This is a genomic window from Erysipelatoclostridium sp. An15 (assembly GCF_002160675.1).
Classification (GTDB): Bacteria; Bacillota_I; Bacilli_A; order Erysipelotrichales; family Coprobacillaceae; genus Thomasclavelia; species Thomasclavelia merdavium.
The window spans coordinates 25,786-40,899 of sequence record NZ_NFLA01000012.1 but is presented as its reverse complement, the minus strand read 5'-3'; the positions used below and the strand labels follow the sequence as shown (position 1 = coordinate 40,899).

Sequence of the window (15,114 nt, the reverse complement as noted above, 5' to 3'; positions counted from 1 at the left end):
GCCTCTTTTAAAAATTTTTTAATTACCATGTATTAAAACGTGTTATATGTGATAATAATGTGACGAGTTTGTGATATGATGGTATAAACAAGGAGGAATGGTTGATGAAAAGAAAAGTATTTAGATTATTACTTATTTTAGCTTTGATAGTTGTACCAATAGCTGGTATTACGATTGATGTTGATGCCGCTTCGGATTTAACACTAGGAACATTGATTTCTGATAGTCCTAATGACCGTTTATTTACTGTTAAAAACAATAGTGGTAATAGTGTGCGATATGTCTATCAAACAAGTACGCAAAATAATGTGGTTGAAAAGACTATTGCAGCCTATGATAGTGATACAATTAGAGTAGCGGCTAATAGTAGTGGGCAAGCAACTTTGACAGTAAAACAAATTGATGATCCTAATGCTGTTTCGCAAATAATTAATAGTTTAAATCAATATTATGTCACTATTAATTTTGTTGATTCAAATGGAATGAAAATTGCTGATTCAAGACAAGCTGTTGCTACATATAATAGCGGATGCAGTTATACTGCTTCATCATCGCTTAGTTATAACGGTGATGTTTATGATCTTACCAGTAATAACTATGTAGCAATCCCTTATGGAAATACCTCATATACTTTTACGTATTCAAAAAGAGCCCAACCTAATTTTACTAGTAAAGTTATTTTAGTGGATCAGGATGGTACTACTCATAAAACAATTGAGTATACTGTAAATGAGGATACAGGTGGTTCGGTTACAGTTCCAGAAACTTTTGTTTCAACAATTAATGGTAGAACATATAAAATAATGAGTGGTTATAGTACTAAAATTACGCAAAGTTATAGTCAGGGCGTAATGCAAACTGTAGTCCGTTATCAAGTTCAAGAAGATGAAACAAGTAAGCCATACAATATTTTTATTCAATACATTGATAAAGAAACTAATAATGTATTATTGACAAAAACATTATTAGTACAAAAAAATAAAACAGTTGAACATAATCCATCTTCTTCTTTTATGAAAAATGGTTTGCAGTATCAATTGGTTGATGGAAATAAAATTACTCATAGCTTTGGAGATAGTCAAAGAAATTATCAAGTATATTATAAGCAGTTAGTAAGTGATGAAACAACACCACAGCCACTTCAAGTAAATTACGTTGATTTAGCGACTGGCAATATTTTAGAGATTCATGAATACACAGTTGATCCAGGTAAAAATAAAACAATAACATTAGATAGCAGTTTTGATTATGATGGAACTACTTATATTTTAAATAGCGCACAACAAGATTATGTTGAAGGTAACAAAATTACTCATAAATTCGGGCATAATATAACAGAATATAATGTTTATTATACCGAAAAAGGGGTAGAAATTAATAGCTATGAAGTTTCTATTACCTATATGGATGTTTCACATACCAATGTTGGTGAAAAAACTTTATATACTACTAAAGTAACAGCTAATGTAAATGAAGCTTTATCAATTGATGTTGAACAACAGTTCCAGGCTAATGGAACAACATATGTGTTGCTTCCAGGACAGGAAAGTCATTATGATCATGATTTTTATTCGACAAGAAGAAATTATGTCATGGTATATCGTGATATTAATGATACTAATAATGATATTGTTTTAAATCCAATTGTCGCTAATAATACAAGTGAGATGGCAGTTACTTTACAAGGAACCAATGCTAATGGTACAGCGATTACAATTGAAGGGACAACAGGTAATCCAATTATGAATAATCCTGATGGTAGTATTACTACAGTTGATCCTGATGGAAACATTGTGCCATATCAAGAAGAAGAAACAGAAATAATTGAAGAAGAACAAACACCTTTAGTTAATGGTAAAGAAAATCAGGTAAATAATAGTAATGAGACTCTTTTTATAGCTGGTGGCATTGTATTAGTTATTATAATTGCCGGGCTTATTTATGGAATAAAAACTAAAAAGTTAATAAAATTTAAAAATCATTCCTAATCTTAAAAACAAAACAGTTCTTAGTGAACTGTTTTTGTTATTTAATTGTGATTTTTAATCGAAAAATGCTTTTAAATAGTTAATAAGATTTGTTAAATGAGGTATAATAAAGTAGGTTGTTAACAAGAAGAAAAATAATGGGAGAACATATGAAACTAATAGTAAAATTTTTAAATACTTATACAATTATAACTGAAGATAATCGCTGCCTTAGTTTCAACAAAATTAATTCATCAAAATTAGCGGTATTACTGGCTTATATTATATATCATCATCGTCATAAATTAAGTTCTTTAGATTTACAAGAATTGATGTTTGTAAATAATAGTTCAACTAATCCGGCTAATGCTTTAAAAGCTTTGATTTTTCGATTAAGGGGACTATTAAATAAAAATCTTGGTGAGTATGATTATATATTATCATCACAAGGAACATATTATTGGAATCCGGAAATTGAATTAGTATTTGATGTTGATAATTTTATTAATTATTATCGTTTAGGGCGTAATGAACTTAATGATGATAAGAAAGTTAAACTTTATCAAAAAGCGTTGTTGCTTTATGATGGAGATTTTTTAAAGATGATAAATAATAATGATAAATTATTAAGTATTCGGCATTATTTAAATTCTCATTTTTTAAATGTAACTACATTTTTAATCGATTATTATTTAAAAATGAATGAATATAGTGTTGTTGAAGAAATTTGTTTAAAAGTAATAGCTACCAATCCAAGTGATGATAATGTAAATTGTGCTTTAGTTTATGCTTTGGTTAAACAAGGGAAATTGGTTTTGGCTAAAAAGCGTTATTATAAAATAAAAGATAGTTTGAGTAGTACGGCGTTAAGAAAAATTAGTCATTATTTAAATATGGATCAATATAATAATTATGAAATTGATTTTGATGTTATTTATTCAGATTTAAAAGAAAATCATGTTAATGGAGCTTTTGTGTGTGATTATGATTTGTTTAAAAATATCTATCAATTGTCATTAAGAAGTTCTTTGCGTAGCGGTTCTAAAAAATCAATGGTTTTATTAACGCTCCATCCAAAAGACTATATTACTAAAAATCCAGAGATTAATAATCTAGTATTAGAAGAAACATCTAATACTTTGCAACAGATTTTAATTAAAAGTTTTCGGCTTGGAGATGTAGTATGTCGTTATAGTATAAAACAATATTTATTGATTCTTGATTGTAATTATCAAGGGGCTAAAAAAGCTATTATGCGTGTTAAAAAGAAATTTTATCTGCAAGAAAAATATGAACGTGTTGTAATTGAAGAAGCTATTCAGGAATTAAAAGAAAATTAAAATTGAAAAAGTAATTTAGCCTTCTACAGATGTAAATAAAAGTAGGAGGTTTTTTATATGTTACGATATCCAATATTTAAACAAGATAATGAATACAGTTGTGGTGCTTACTGTATCAAGATGATTTTAAAATATTATCATCTTGATATTTCAATTAAAGAAATTAAACAGCTAAGCAAAATCACTAGTGCTGGCATTAGTGTTTATGGAATGGTTAAATGTTTAGCTGCTTATCATATTGATGCTAAGGCTTATCAGTGTGATTATGATACTTTAATTAAAGAGGCTAAGCTTCCTTGTATTATCCATGTACTTAATGATGAGATGACCCACTATTGTGTTTTATATAAAGTAAGTAAAAAGTATGTTTTATTAGGGGATCCGGCTAAAGGACTGGTAAAATTAAATCATGACCAGTTAAAAGCAATCTTTACTGGAATATGTATCTGTAATGAACATGTAGGACGTTATGCTAAAAAAGAAAATAAAGAAGTTAATTTTAAAGAATTTATATTATTACATCTTAAAGATAATTATCAGTTTGTTTTAAAATTAGTTAGTCGCAGTATGCTTATTTCGATTTGCAGTATTTTAAGTTCGAGTTATTTTCAAAGTTTAATTGATCAAATTGAAATGATGGATTATTGGTATATAGTATGTTTTACATTATTTTTTGCGTTAGTTAGCTTAATTAAAATAGTTGTTGATTATAGTCGGAAAAAATTAGAAATTGATATTCAACGTTATTTAAATCAAATTTATGTTAATAAAACAGTAATTAACATGCTTAATTTACCATTAAATTATTTTCAAAATAGCCAGGATGGTATCTTGATGAGCAAGGTCCAGAATCTGTTTCAATTTAGTGAGTTTTTTATTCATTTATATAGCGCTATGTTTATAGATTTGATTTTACTCATTGGTTTGTTTATCGCTTTAACGATTTATTCGGTTTCTATTGCTTTAATAACATCATGTTTTTTTATTGTTATTGCATTTTTGTTGTTTAGATATTTAAAACAGATTAATTCGATGAATAAAAAGATTATCTCTAGTCAGGAAATGATGAATCAGGGGCATTTGGAATATTTACGAAATATTTATAATAGTCATCAGTTTTTTGTAAAGAGTTTTGCCCGTAATAAAATTAATTTTTTATTTGAAGATTATAATTATTTTTTGTATCGTCGTAATAATGCTTTAAATCGTATTAATGGAATTAGTGAATTATTAATTGGTATGCTATTATATAGTGTCGTTTTAATAGCGTGTTTTTATTATAAACAAGCGAGGTTGAGTGTTGGTGAAATTGTTTTTTTCTATTTGTTAATATCATATATGATTGAACCATTATTTAATATAATTAGTTTTGTTTTAGAAAAGGATGAAGTGTTGATTTTATTTGAACGTTATCGAGAACTGTTACCAGAGAAAAAGACAAAGAAGATGTATTTTAAAGGGCCAATAAAACAGATTAAATTTGATCATATTAGTTATAGTTATGGATACAGTAAACCAATTATTGAACATTTAGATTTAACAATTACAAAATCTATCTGGTTAAAAGGGGATACAGGAGCTGGTAAATCAACGTTATTGAAATTGTTGATGAATTATGATCAGTTATTAAAAGGAAAAATATTAATTAATGGAATTGATTTACAAAAAATTGATGTTAATAGCTTGTATCAAAAGATGATATATTTAGATAAAGAGCCGATTTTTTATCGAGAATCGTTACGTTTTAATCTTTTATTAAATCGTCATAATGAAAAGATGATGAATTTTTTATTAAAAGAGTTTAAGATGGAAGAATTTATAAATAAGTTAGATATGATCATTAGTGATGATGGTCATCCATTATCATCTGGTCAGGCTCAAATTATGATGTTGATTCGTTCGTTATTGAAAAGACCACAGGTTTTAATTCTTGATGAAGCTTTATGCAATGTCGATGAAACGCGGTTAATGTTAATTATGGACTATTTAAAACGTTTAGCTGGAAAATTAATTGTAATAATTGTTGCCCATCAAACAAAATTGATGAATGAATTATTTGACTGTGTTATAATTGAACATGGAAAAATAAGAAAATAGTGCCGTTAGTTATAATTTAGAAAGGAGGAAATCGAGTAGGATACTCGGTAATTTTAAAATGGAAATAGATTTTGCGTTAATAAATGAAGTAGCTGATTTTAAAGAGGATTATAATGAAATATATCAAGAAATAATTAAAGAAACAGCTAAACAATTAGAAATTGAAAGTGATTTAGAATTATCATGTATATTTGTTGATGATAATAAGATTCATGAAATTAATAAACAATATCGTAATATTGATCGATCAACAGATGTTATCAGCTTTGCTCTTGAAGATAGTGAACAATTTTATGTTGAAGGGATGCCAAGAAGTTTAGGTGATATTTTTATAAGTGTTGATCATGCTAAGATGCAAGCTAAAGAATATGGTCATAGTATGAAAAGAGAAATGTGCTTTTTATTTACTCATGGATTGTTGCATTTATTAGGATTTGATCATATGAATCCTGAAGATGAAGCAAAAATGATTAAAAAACAAAAAGATATTTTAAATGCTTTAAAGATTGAAAGGGATAATTATGGAAATTAAAGAAATTATTGCTAAAGCTTTTAAAGCAACTGATAATTCTTATAGTCCCTATTCTAATTTTAAGGTTGGAGCATGTATTGAGATGAAAGATAATAATTATTTTTTAGGGACTAATATTGAAAATGCTGCTTATGGTTCAAGTATGTGTGCTGAACGTAATGCGATTTATAGTGCTTATTGTAATGGTTATAATAAAGAAGATATTAAACAAATAGCAATTGTATCATTTGGTAATAAATTAGTTTCACCATGTGGTAGCTGTCGCCAGGTAATGGTTGAATTATTGGCTAAAGATTGTCGCGTTATTTTAGCTAATCAAAACGAATATCAAATAACAACAGTAGAAGAATTAATGCCACTAGCATTTAAAGGAGATAGTTTAGAATGTTCAAATCAGGATTTGTAAGTATTGTTGGTCGTCCTAATGTCGGGAAATCAACGTTACTAAATAGTATATTAAAAACAAAATTAGCAATTATGTCAGATGTTGCGCAAACAACAAGAAATACTATTCAAGGTATTTATACTGATGATCAGGCTCAGATTATTTTTATGGATACGCCTGGAATCCATCGCCCTCAAGATCGTCTAGGTAATTTTATGAATACAACAGCGCTTAATAGTATTTATGGGGTTGATATTGTCTTATTTTTAGCTCCAGCAAATGAGATTATTGGTAAGGGTGACCAATTTATCATTAATCGCTTAAAAGAGGCTGATGGACCAGTATTTTTGGTTTTAAGCAAGATTGATACAGTAAGTAAAGAAGCTTTAGCTAAGAAGTTACAAAAGTGGCAGGAGTTATTTGAATTTAAGGAAATAATTCCAATCAGTGCTTTAAATAATGATAATGTTGATCTTTTAGTGGAAACTATAAAAAAATATTTACCTGAAGGTAATATGTATTATCCTAAAGAACATATTACTGATCATCCAGAGCGATTTGTTATGGCTGAATTCATTCGTGAAAAGATTTTATATTTTACTCGAGAAGAAGTTCCTCATAGTGTGGCTATTGTAATTGAAAGAATGATTGAAGATGAAGATGGCGTAGAAGTAATGGCGACTATTGTTTGTGATCGTAATAGTCAAAAGGGAATTATTGTTGGTAAACAGGGTTCAATGATCAAAAAAATTAGAACTAATGCCCAACGAGAAATGAAACGCTTTTTACAAGTACCAGTTCATTTAGAATTATTCGTTAAAGTAGAACGAAATTGGCGTAATAAACAAAAATATTTAAAGGAATTCGGTTATAACGAAGATGACTATTAAAAACGAAGAAGCTTTTAAGGGGCTTGTTTTAAAAAACAAGCCCTATAAAGAAAATGATATGTTAGTTTGGATTTATAGTCGTGAATATGGCAAATTAACCTTGCTTGCAAAAGGAGTAAAAAAGATGACTAGTAAAAATGCTCCTTCTTGTCAAAGCATTACTTTATCGGAATTTACTTTAATTCCTAAAACTGGATTATCTAGATTGATCAAAGGTAGTGCAGTTGACTATTTTCGTCATATTAAAGAAGATATTGAATTAGAAGCCTATGCAACTTATTGTTTAGAATTTGTCGATAAATACACAAAAGAAAATGATCCTGATGCTAGTATCTATGATGCCTCATTATTGGCGTTAAAATATTTAAATGATGGCTATGAACCAAAATTAGTTTATTTATTGTTTAATGCTTTTATTTTAAATGTTACAGGTTCATCGTTGGAAGTTGATCAATGTGTAAGTTGTGGTCGTCAAGATCTAATCGCTGGTATTTCAATTTTAAATGGGGGATTTGTCTGTCAAAACTGTCTTGGTAAGTATGATCGTCGTTTGGATGTAGAAGTATTAAAAGGGTTTCGTTATATTAATAAGATTCCGTTGGAAAAAATTGATTTATTACATTTATCAACACCAGTTATCAATAAACTAGTGGAAATTATGGAAGCTTTTGTTGATGAATATACTGGAATCAATTTTAAAAGTCGAAAGTTTATTAAACAATTAAAAATGTTATAAAACCCCGTTAGTCAAAAATAACTTACGGGGCTTGTTTTTAGCGAACACTTAAAAATTATTTAATTTTATTACCATCTTTAAAAGCATTACCTACTTTTGCTCCAAGTTTAAGATAAGCATTGTTGACTGGATCAAAAGTAATTGGTTCTAATTTTTCAGGATCAATTTTTCCTTGATCATCTAAAACTTTTTCATCAACGCTAACATTGACGATTTCACCTAACAATAATTCTGATTCTTTATCATAACTAATTAATTTACATTCTAAAGTCATTGCTAGTTCATCAATGATTGGCGCATCAACAAATTCACTTTTAGTAGTATGCCAATTAGCTTTTTCTAATTTATCAGGAACATTATTTCCTGATACTATTCCTACATAATCAGCAGCAACTACATTATTAGCATCAGCCATACTAACAGTAAATGCTTTTTTATGAAGGATGTTTTTAACTGTTTTATGACTACTAGCTAAATATAAAGCGATTTTTTTATAATCAGCAATACTTCCCCAGGCAGCATTCATTGCATCAGGATTATTGTTTTTGTCATATGAAGCAATGATTAATACTGGACAAGGATATAAAAATGGTTTTGCACCAAAGTTTTTTCTCATCAATAATTCCTCCTAATTCTATTTGACTATTTATAGTCTAACCCTAAAGTTAACTTTAATGTCAAGTATATCTAATAATTTTAATAAAAAAAGGTCGAAATTTCGACCTAATGAAACATATCTTTTTTAATAAAGATGATTGTAGCAATTACACAAGCAATTATAGCTAATAAAGTTGGGAACCACCATACTGGTACTGGTAAGCCAGTAACATTCATACCATAAAAACTAAAAATGATATTTGGGATGGACATAACAATTGTAATTACTGTCAATATCTTCATTACAATATTTAAGTTATTAGAAATAACAGAAGCAAAAGCGTCCATTGTACCTGATAAAATATTAGAATAAATATTACACATTTCAATAGCCTGATGAATTTCAATCATTACGTCATCTAATAATTCTTGATCTTCATCATATAATTTAATTGGTTTACCACGCATAATTTTATTCAAAGTAATTTCATCAGTTTTTAAAGAAGTTGAAAAGTAAACTAACGATTTTTCTAAACCTAACATCTGAATTAATTCTTTGTTTTGCATTGATTTATGCAGACGATGTTCAGTTCTTGAAGATAAACGATCAATTTGTCGTAAATAAATCAAATAACGTTGTGAGATTCTAAGTAATAATAATAATAAAAATCTTGTTTTTAAATTAGTATCAATTCCTCTAACTTTTCCTTTAGCCATATCATCAATATTGTAGTTTTCATACAATGAAATTGTAACAATATATCCTTTCATAATAACGATCCCTAATGGCAAAGTAGTATACTGTAATGTATCGAAACCATCAGCTTTGTCTTCAGCACTTGGATAATCGACGATAACTAATGTTTGATTATTATCTTCATCATAGTCTAAGTGAGAACTTTCTTCTTCATCTAATGATGATTTTACAAATTCAGGAACGATACCCATTTCTTCAATCAAGAAATTTTTTTCTTCTTCAGTAGGACTAACAGCATTGATCCAGCAACCATATTCTGGCTGATCGATTTTTACGGTTTTGTTTTCAAAAGTTTTGTAGAATTCTAACATAGTAACCTCCTTATTACAGGAGGTCATAATATGCCTCCTGCATTTTATTTATATTCAATTGTTGCATTTTTTCGAACGACTCGGGCTCGGGAGACATAATAACACCTTCTTTCGGTGAGTAATTATAACATAGATTGTTGAATTTTTCCTACTATTTGATGTAATAATATTGGAAAATTTTTAAATTTTTTAGTTAATAGCTATTTTAATAATAATTTGACGTAATTAAAGCTTAAGTATATACTATTGATGTTTGCAATATATAAAATAACTAATAATAAATAGTGAGGATAAATACATGAATATTACAGATTTATTGACTATAACTAGTATTGATTTAGATGCTAAAGTTTCATCAAAAGAAGAAGCAATCGATCATTTAGTCGATTTAATGATGACAACTGGTAAAATAAATAATCGCGAGTTATATCGAAAAGATATTTTTTCTCGTGAAAGTCAAGGATCAACAGGAGTAGGAGAGGGAATTGCAATTCCCCATGCTCAAAGTGAAGCCGTTGATGATTTTGCATTAGCAGCGATGGTTGTTAAAGATGGTGTTGATTTTGATGCTCTTGATAATCAAAAAGCAAAATTATTCTTTATGATTGCTGCAAGCAATGATGGTGGTAATGATCATTTAAAAGCATTAGCACGATTATCAAAGATGCTGATGGATCAAGATTTTAAAGAAAGTTTGATTATGGCATCTGATACTGCTGTTTTTTTAGATTTAATCGCTAAAAAAGAAAAGACATTAGATAAACCTGATTTAGAAAATAATGGTACTTATGATGTTTTAGCGGTGACTGCATGTCCAACAGGAATTGCTCATACGTACATGGCAGCAAAAAGTTTAGAAGAAAAAGCCCAGGAACTTGGTATAAAAATAAAAGTAGAAACTAATGGAGCTTCTGGTATTGATAATCCATTGACTCATCAAGAAATTGCTGTGGCAAAATGTATTATAGTTGCTGTTGATAAACAGGTAGAAATGAGTCGATTTGATGGTAAACCGGTAATTATTACCCGCGTGGCTGATGGTATTAATAAACCAGAGGAACTGTTATTAAAAGCTACTAATGAAAATGTAGAAATTTATCATGACGGTGATGATTCAAAACGATTTAAACAATCACGTTTAAGAATTTTATATATGCAACTATGTGAGGCTCTTAATCGAATATTACCAATCTTAATTGGAGCTGGAGCTTTACTTTCAATACCTATTTTTATTCAGGAATATAATTTATTTAATATTAATACTATTTATGATAACCTTTTATTAACAAATAGTTATTTAGCGGGTCATTTAATTCAAACAATTGTACCGATAATTTTTGCTGGCTATATCGGTCAAGCAGTCGCTAAACAGCCAGGATTCGCTGTTTCTTTAGCTGGTGGAATTGGTATGATGATAACTGGCTTATATTATGATGGTGCTAATGGCGCTGGTTTACTTGGTGGTATTATTGCTGGTTTTTTAGGTGGTTATATTGTATTAGGATTACAAAAACTGTGGCAAAAGTTACCTGAAAGCTATCAGGGCTTATCAACAACTGTAATATATCCGATTTTTGGAGTTATTATTGCATTTATAATATCTTTAGTTATTAGTCCTTATATTGGGGCATTAAATCAAATTATTGCCGTATCACTTGATAGTATGAATTTAGTTGGAAAACTAATTGCAGGAATTATTTTAGGTGCTATGATGGCAGTTGATATGGGTGGTCCAATTAATAAAATTGCCTATATATTTGCAATTAGTCAAATATTAGAAGGTAACTATTCATTGATGGCTGCGGTGATGGCTGCAGGGATGGTACCGCCATTAGTTATTGCTTTAGCGACAACGTTTTTTAAAAATAAATTTACTGAAAATCAACATAAATTAGGTAGAAGTAATTATTTAAAAGGATTAATGTTTATTTCGGAAGGGACACTTCCTTTTGTAAAAGAAGATCGTCGTTTAGTAACGGCTGTTTGTATGATTGCCTCAGCTTTAACTGGTGCTTTTTCGATGGTTTATAATTGTGGAATCAGTTTACCTCATGGTGGTATTTTTGTTTTACCATTAGTTATTCATCCATTAAGATATGTGGTAGCAATACTAATTGGTAGTCTTTGTGGGGCAATGATTTATGGTATATTTAAAGAAAAGGATGATATGTGATGAAATATATATTTTTTGATATTGATGGAACTTTGACTGATAATAAAACACATCAGATTGTTCCTAGTGCTCAAAAGGCATTAGAAAAATTACAGGCAAATGGTAATTTTGTTGCTATTGCTACTGGTCGGGCCTATTATAAAGCTAAAAGTTTTATGGAAGAAGTAAGGTTAACTAATATGGTATGTAATGGTGGTAATGGTATTGTTTTAAATAATCGTTTGATTAAAAATGCACCATTAGATCGAAGTAAAGCCTTAATGATAATTAATGAAGCAGAAAGATTAGGCTATGGAATATTAGTTGCTCCATTTGATAGTATTGATGTTTATAGTAAAAATACTTTATTTTTAAAACAGGCTGGTTATCGAAAAGAACCTACTCGTTATACAATTGATAATCAATTAGATTATCGTGATTTAGAAAATATTTATAAATTATATATTTCAATTCCTGAAGAAAAGGAATCTGAATTAACATTAAAAGATACTTTAGGTCACTTACGGTTTGAATCAGAATATTTAATGTTTCAACCAGATGATAAGAAAAAAGGAATTATTGATTTAATGACTTTGATTGATGGTAATATTGATGATGTAGTTGTTTTTGGTGATGATTATAATGATTTAGATATGTTTGATGAACGTTTTTATCGAATTGCCATGGGAAATGCTTGTGATGCTTTAAAAGCTAAAGCGGACTATATTACTGATCGTAATACTAATGATGGTATTTATAATGCTTGTCGTGTTCATGGCTGGATAAAATAATTTAAATTTTAATGGGAGTTCACATTTAATTCATACACCAGTGTTAGGATAATAATGTCGAAAGACAAACCATAATATGTAAAATATATTAATCCCCTCATATATGTTTTACAACCCAATGATGGATGATTCCCTCTCCCAAAAAAAACAACATCCATCATTAAAAAGGAGTCTCCCCTGGCTCCTTTTTTTCATGTTATAATATTACTGTACATTTTAAAAATAGTGACATATAATCATAAAAAAGAAAGGGGGATGACTATGATAGATGGTCATATGCATTTAGAATACGGGGATTTAAGTAAAGAATATGTTTTAGAGTTTGTTGAGGCGGCAGTAAAAAAGGGGTTAAGTAAAATTCAAATTTTAGATCATACACATCGTTTTAAAGAGTTTGAACCAATATATTTAGAATTAAAAGAAATACCACAACAAAAAAAGTGGTTAGAAAATAAAAAAATGAAATTTAAAGATAGTTTAGATGATTATGATCGTTTGATTAAAGAAGTAAAAGCATTGGATTTACCAATTGAAGTTACCTTTGGTTTAGAAGTATGTTATGTACCTAAATATGAAGAATATATTCGTAAAGTTTTAAGTGAACATGATTATGATTTTGTCGTTGGAGCGATTCATTCAATTAATGGTAAATTATATGATATGAATTTTTCCAAAGAAATTTTATGGGATAAATATGATGTAAATGATATTTATCGTGATTATTATGATTTGGTGTTTAAATTAGTTAAGTCTGATTTGTTTACGCAATTAGCTCATCCAGATACGATTAAAATGTTTAATTATTATCCTGATTATGATTTGGTACCAACTTATCATAAACTAGCTAAGTTATTAAATGAACATCATGTTAAAGCTGAAAATAATACTGGTTGTTATTATCGCTATCATCATAAAGATATTGGTCTTAGTGATGAGCTGTTAAATATTTTTAAAGAACATGGGGTAAAAATGATTACGGCAAGTGATGCTCATCAGCCAAGTCATGTTGGAATGAATATTGTAGATATTTATGAAAAGACAATGAAATAAAAAATGGTGATTTTTGATAATCACCATTTTTTATTTCATTAAACTATTGATTAATTCTTGATGCGACTTTTTATATAATAAAACAATATTACTAAAAACCGGTTGTTTTAATGATTTATAAATTAAATTAGGATGATTAAAAACTAATAAACTTTTTTTCATTAATAAGCTAATTCCTTGATTAGATTGCAATGACCCAATTAATGATTCTATGCGAGCATTCATCATTATTTTTGGTTGAAAATGATATTTTAAACATAGTTCATTAAATAGCTGATAAATATAAGTATGTTTTGGCATGCATAAGAAACTTTCATTTTGAAGATCATTAAAATCAATTTCTTTATTATTAGCTAAATGATGATTTTTAGACATTACTACTACTAATTCGTCGTGAGCAATTACTTTACTGCAATAGTTTTTATAATCAATAGAGTTTTCTCTAACGATCGCTAAATCGCAATTTTTTGGGTTGATTTCATCTCGAATCTGAAATTCTTCACATTCATTAATAACCAATTGATATTTATCTTGTAATTGATTGATTAATGGGGTTAGACATCTTGATGCATTTAGGAAAAAGGCAGAAGCCGATAATCAGCCACTCCCAATTTCTATTTCAATAGGAGTTGATCCGGCGATTGAAATAGCGTCTTGTTTTGAATCACCAACAACGCCACTTGGTTATAATGAATTGCAAATTGCTGGCGGGTTAAGAGATCAAGCCGTAGAACTAGTAAAATGTAAAACAGTAGATGAATATTGTATTGCAAATGCTGAATATGTTATTGAAGGTGAACTGTTACCTCGACTAAGAGTTCGTGAAGATTTAAATTCTAACACGGGAAAAGCGATGCCGGAGTTTCCGGGGTGCACGGGATCAGCTAATCCGAGTTTACCGATAATAAAAGTTAAAGCAATTACTCATCGAAAAAATCCGATTATGCAAACTGTGATTGGACCAAGTGAAGAACATGTTTCTTTGGCAGGAATTCCAACTGAAGCAAGTATCTTAAGGATGATTGAACAGGCAATGCCAGGTAAGGTTTTGAATGTATATTGTCCTAGTTTTGGTGGTGGTAAGTTTGTAGCTATTATACAGTTTAAAAAAGAATTACCTTCTGATGAAGGACGCCAACGTCAGGCAGCATTACTAGCATTTAGTGCCTTTAGTGAGTTAAAACATGTTTACATAGTTGATGAAGATGTTGATATTTTTGATATCAATGATGTTATGTGGGCAATGACAACTAGATTTCAAGGTGATGTTGATGTTATTACAATTCCAGGAGTACGAACTCATCCCTTAGATCCTTCTAATGATCCTGATTACTCTAGTTCGATATATGATCATGGGATTGCCTGTAAGACGATTTTTGATGGCACTGTACCATATCATTTAAAAGATTGTTTCAAGCGTGCTGATTTTATGGATGTTGATCTTAGTAAGTGGCAGGTGGAAAAATATTAATGAAAAGAATTGTTGTTGCTATAACAGGTTATCGCTAG

14 protein-coding genes are annotated in these 15,114 nt (G+C 29.0%); 11 read left to right on the top strand and 3 right to left on the bottom strand.

The window, feature by feature from the left end:
• The first annotated feature begins 104 nt into the window (after positions 1–104).
• From B5E92_RS05810 to recO, 7 genes are all read left to right on the top strand, one after another.
• Positions 105–1,988 (top strand): hypothetical protein, encoded by a 1,884-nt coding sequence (locus B5E92_RS05810; RefSeq protein ID WP_087300107.1) that lies wholly within the window; start codon positions 105–107, stop codon positions 1,986–1,988.
• 149 nt (positions 1,989–2,137) lie between these two features.
• A complete protein-coding gene (locus tag B5E92_RS05805) occupies positions 2,138–3,307 on the top strand; it encodes a BTAD domain-containing putative transcriptional regulator (protein WP_158095197.1) in 1,170 nt (389 codons plus the stop codon).
• 57 nt (positions 3,308–3,364) lie between these two features.
• A complete protein-coding gene (locus B5E92_RS05800) occupies positions 3,365–5,404 on the top strand; it encodes a cysteine peptidase family C39 domain-containing protein (RefSeq protein ID WP_087300103.1) in 2,040 nt (679 codons plus the stop codon).
• A 58-nt stretch (positions 5,405–5,462) separates the two neighbouring features.
• The gene (gene ybeY, locus B5E92_RS05795) at positions 5,463–5,936 is read left to right on the top strand and encodes an rRNA maturation RNase YbeY (RefSeq protein WP_087300101.1); all 474 of its coding nucleotides are present in this window, start codon (positions 5,463–5,465) and stop codon (positions 5,934–5,936) included.
• On the top strand, positions 5,926–6,342 hold the full coding sequence (cdd, locus tag B5E92_RS05790) for a cytidine deaminase (RefSeq protein WP_087300099.1): 417 nt from the start codon (positions 5,926–5,928) through the stop codon (positions 6,340–6,342). The genes ybeY and cdd overlap by 11 nt, the downstream gene beginning before the upstream one ends.
• Positions 6,321–7,211 carry a GTPase Era gene (gene era / locus B5E92_RS05785; protein ID WP_087300097.1) on the top strand — a complete coding sequence of 297 codons (891 nt, stop codon included), beginning with the start codon at positions 6,321–6,323 and terminating at the stop codon, positions 7,209–7,211. Before cdd ends, era begins: the two co-directional genes overlap by 22 nt.
• On the top strand, positions 7,201–7,947 hold the full coding sequence (recO, locus tag B5E92_RS05780) for a DNA repair protein RecO (RefSeq protein ID WP_087300095.1): 747 nt from the start codon (positions 7,201–7,203) through the stop codon (positions 7,945–7,947). Before era ends, recO begins: the two co-directional genes overlap by 11 nt.
• Positions 7,948–8,002: 55 nt before the next feature.
• On the opposite strand, the gene B5E92_RS05775 is transcribed toward recO, so the two are convergent.
• Both B5E92_RS05775 and B5E92_RS05770 read right to left on the bottom strand, forming a co-directional pair.
• Entirely contained in the window at positions 8,003–8,563 is a 561-nt protein-coding gene (locus B5E92_RS05775; RefSeq protein ID WP_087300092.1) for a flavin reductase family protein, read from the bottom strand.
• Positions 8,564–8,670: 107 nt separating this feature from the next.
• Positions 8,671–9,612: a magnesium transporter CorA family protein gene (locus B5E92_RS05770; protein ID WP_087300090.1), complete on the bottom strand. Its 942-nt coding sequence runs from the start codon at positions 9,610–9,612 to the stop codon at positions 8,671–8,673.
• A gap of 298 nt (positions 9,613–9,910) precedes the next feature.
• Between B5E92_RS05770 and B5E92_RS05765 the strand changes: the two genes are divergently transcribed.
• The 3 genes from B5E92_RS05765 to B5E92_RS05755 all read left to right on the top strand — a co-directional run bounded on the left by B5E92_RS05765 (position 9,911) and on the right by B5E92_RS05755 (position 13,605).
• A complete protein-coding gene (locus B5E92_RS05765; protein WP_087300088.1) occupies positions 9,911–11,785 on the top strand; it encodes a fructose-specific PTS transporter subunit EIIC in 1,875 nt (624 codons plus the stop codon).
• On the top strand, positions 11,785–12,555 hold the full coding sequence (locus B5E92_RS05760) for a Cof-type HAD-IIB family hydrolase (RefSeq protein ID WP_087300086.1): 771 nt from the start codon (positions 11,785–11,787) through the stop codon (positions 12,553–12,555). The genes B5E92_RS05765 and B5E92_RS05760 overlap by 1 nt, the downstream gene beginning before the upstream one ends.
• 261 nt (positions 12,556–12,816) lie before the next feature.
• Entirely contained in the window at positions 12,817–13,605 is a 789-nt protein-coding gene (locus tag B5E92_RS05755) for a histidinol-phosphatase HisJ family protein (protein WP_087300085.1), read from the top strand.
• Between the two features lie 30 nt (positions 13,606–13,635).
• Here the strand turns inward: B5E92_RS05755 and B5E92_RS05750 are convergent, their stop codons facing one another.
• The gene (locus tag B5E92_RS05750; protein WP_239406412.1) at positions 13,636–14,124 is read right to left on the bottom strand and encodes a LysR family transcriptional regulator substrate-binding protein; all 489 of its coding nucleotides are present in this window, start codon (positions 14,122–14,124) and stop codon (positions 13,636–13,638) included.
• A gap of 22 nt (positions 14,125–14,146) precedes the next feature.
• On the opposite strand from B5E92_RS05750, the gene B5E92_RS05745 reads away from it, so the two are divergent.
• Positions 14,147–15,076 carry a UbiD family decarboxylase gene (locus tag B5E92_RS05745; protein WP_087300081.1) on the top strand — a complete coding sequence of 310 codons (930 nt, stop codon included), beginning with the start codon at positions 14,147–14,149 and terminating at the stop codon, positions 15,074–15,076.
• Positions 15,077–15,114: the final 38 nt, after the last annotated feature.

Bases quoted from the DNA above. Each gene is read 5' to 3' on its own strand.
- B5E92_RS05810 (WP_087300107.1), top strand. From the start codon at position 105: ATGAAAAGAAAAGTATTTAGATTATTACTTATTTTAGCTTTGATAGTT.
- ybeY (WP_087300101.1), top strand. From the start codon at position 5,463: ATGGAAATAGATTTTGCGTTAATAAATGAAGTAGCTGATTTTAAAGAG.
- recO (WP_087300095.1), top strand. From the start codon at position 7,201: ATGACTATTAAAAACGAAGAAGCTTTTAAGGGGCTTGTTTTAAAAAAC.
- era (WP_087300097.1), top strand. From the start codon at position 6,321: ATGTTCAAATCAGGATTTGTAAGTATTGTTGGTCGTCCTAATGTCGGG.
- B5E92_RS05770 (WP_087300090.1), bottom strand. From the start codon at position 9,612: ATGTTAGAATTCTACAAAACTTTTGAAAACAAAACCGTAAAAATCGAT.
- B5E92_RS05800 (WP_087300103.1), top strand. From the start codon at position 3,365: ATGTTACGATATCCAATATTTAAACAAGATAATGAATACAGTTGTGGT.
- B5E92_RS05755 (WP_087300085.1), top strand. From the start codon at position 12,817: ATGATAGATGGTCATATGCATTTAGAATACGGGGATTTAAGTAAAGAA.
- cdd (WP_087300099.1), top strand. From the start codon at position 5,926: ATGGAAATTAAAGAAATTATTGCTAAAGCTTTTAAAGCAACTGATAAT.
- B5E92_RS05760 (WP_087300086.1), top strand. From the start codon at position 11,785: ATGAAATATATATTTTTTGATATTGATGGAACTTTGACTGATAATAAA.
- B5E92_RS05805 (WP_158095197.1), top strand. From the start codon at position 2,138: ATGAAACTAATAGTAAAATTTTTAAATACTTATACAATTATAACTGAA.
- B5E92_RS05775 (WP_087300092.1), bottom strand. From the start codon at position 8,563: ATGAGAAAAAACTTTGGTGCAAAACCATTTTTATATCCTTGTCCAGTA.
- B5E92_RS05765 (WP_087300088.1), top strand. From the start codon at position 9,911: ATGAATATTACAGATTTATTGACTATAACTAGTATTGATTTAGATGCT.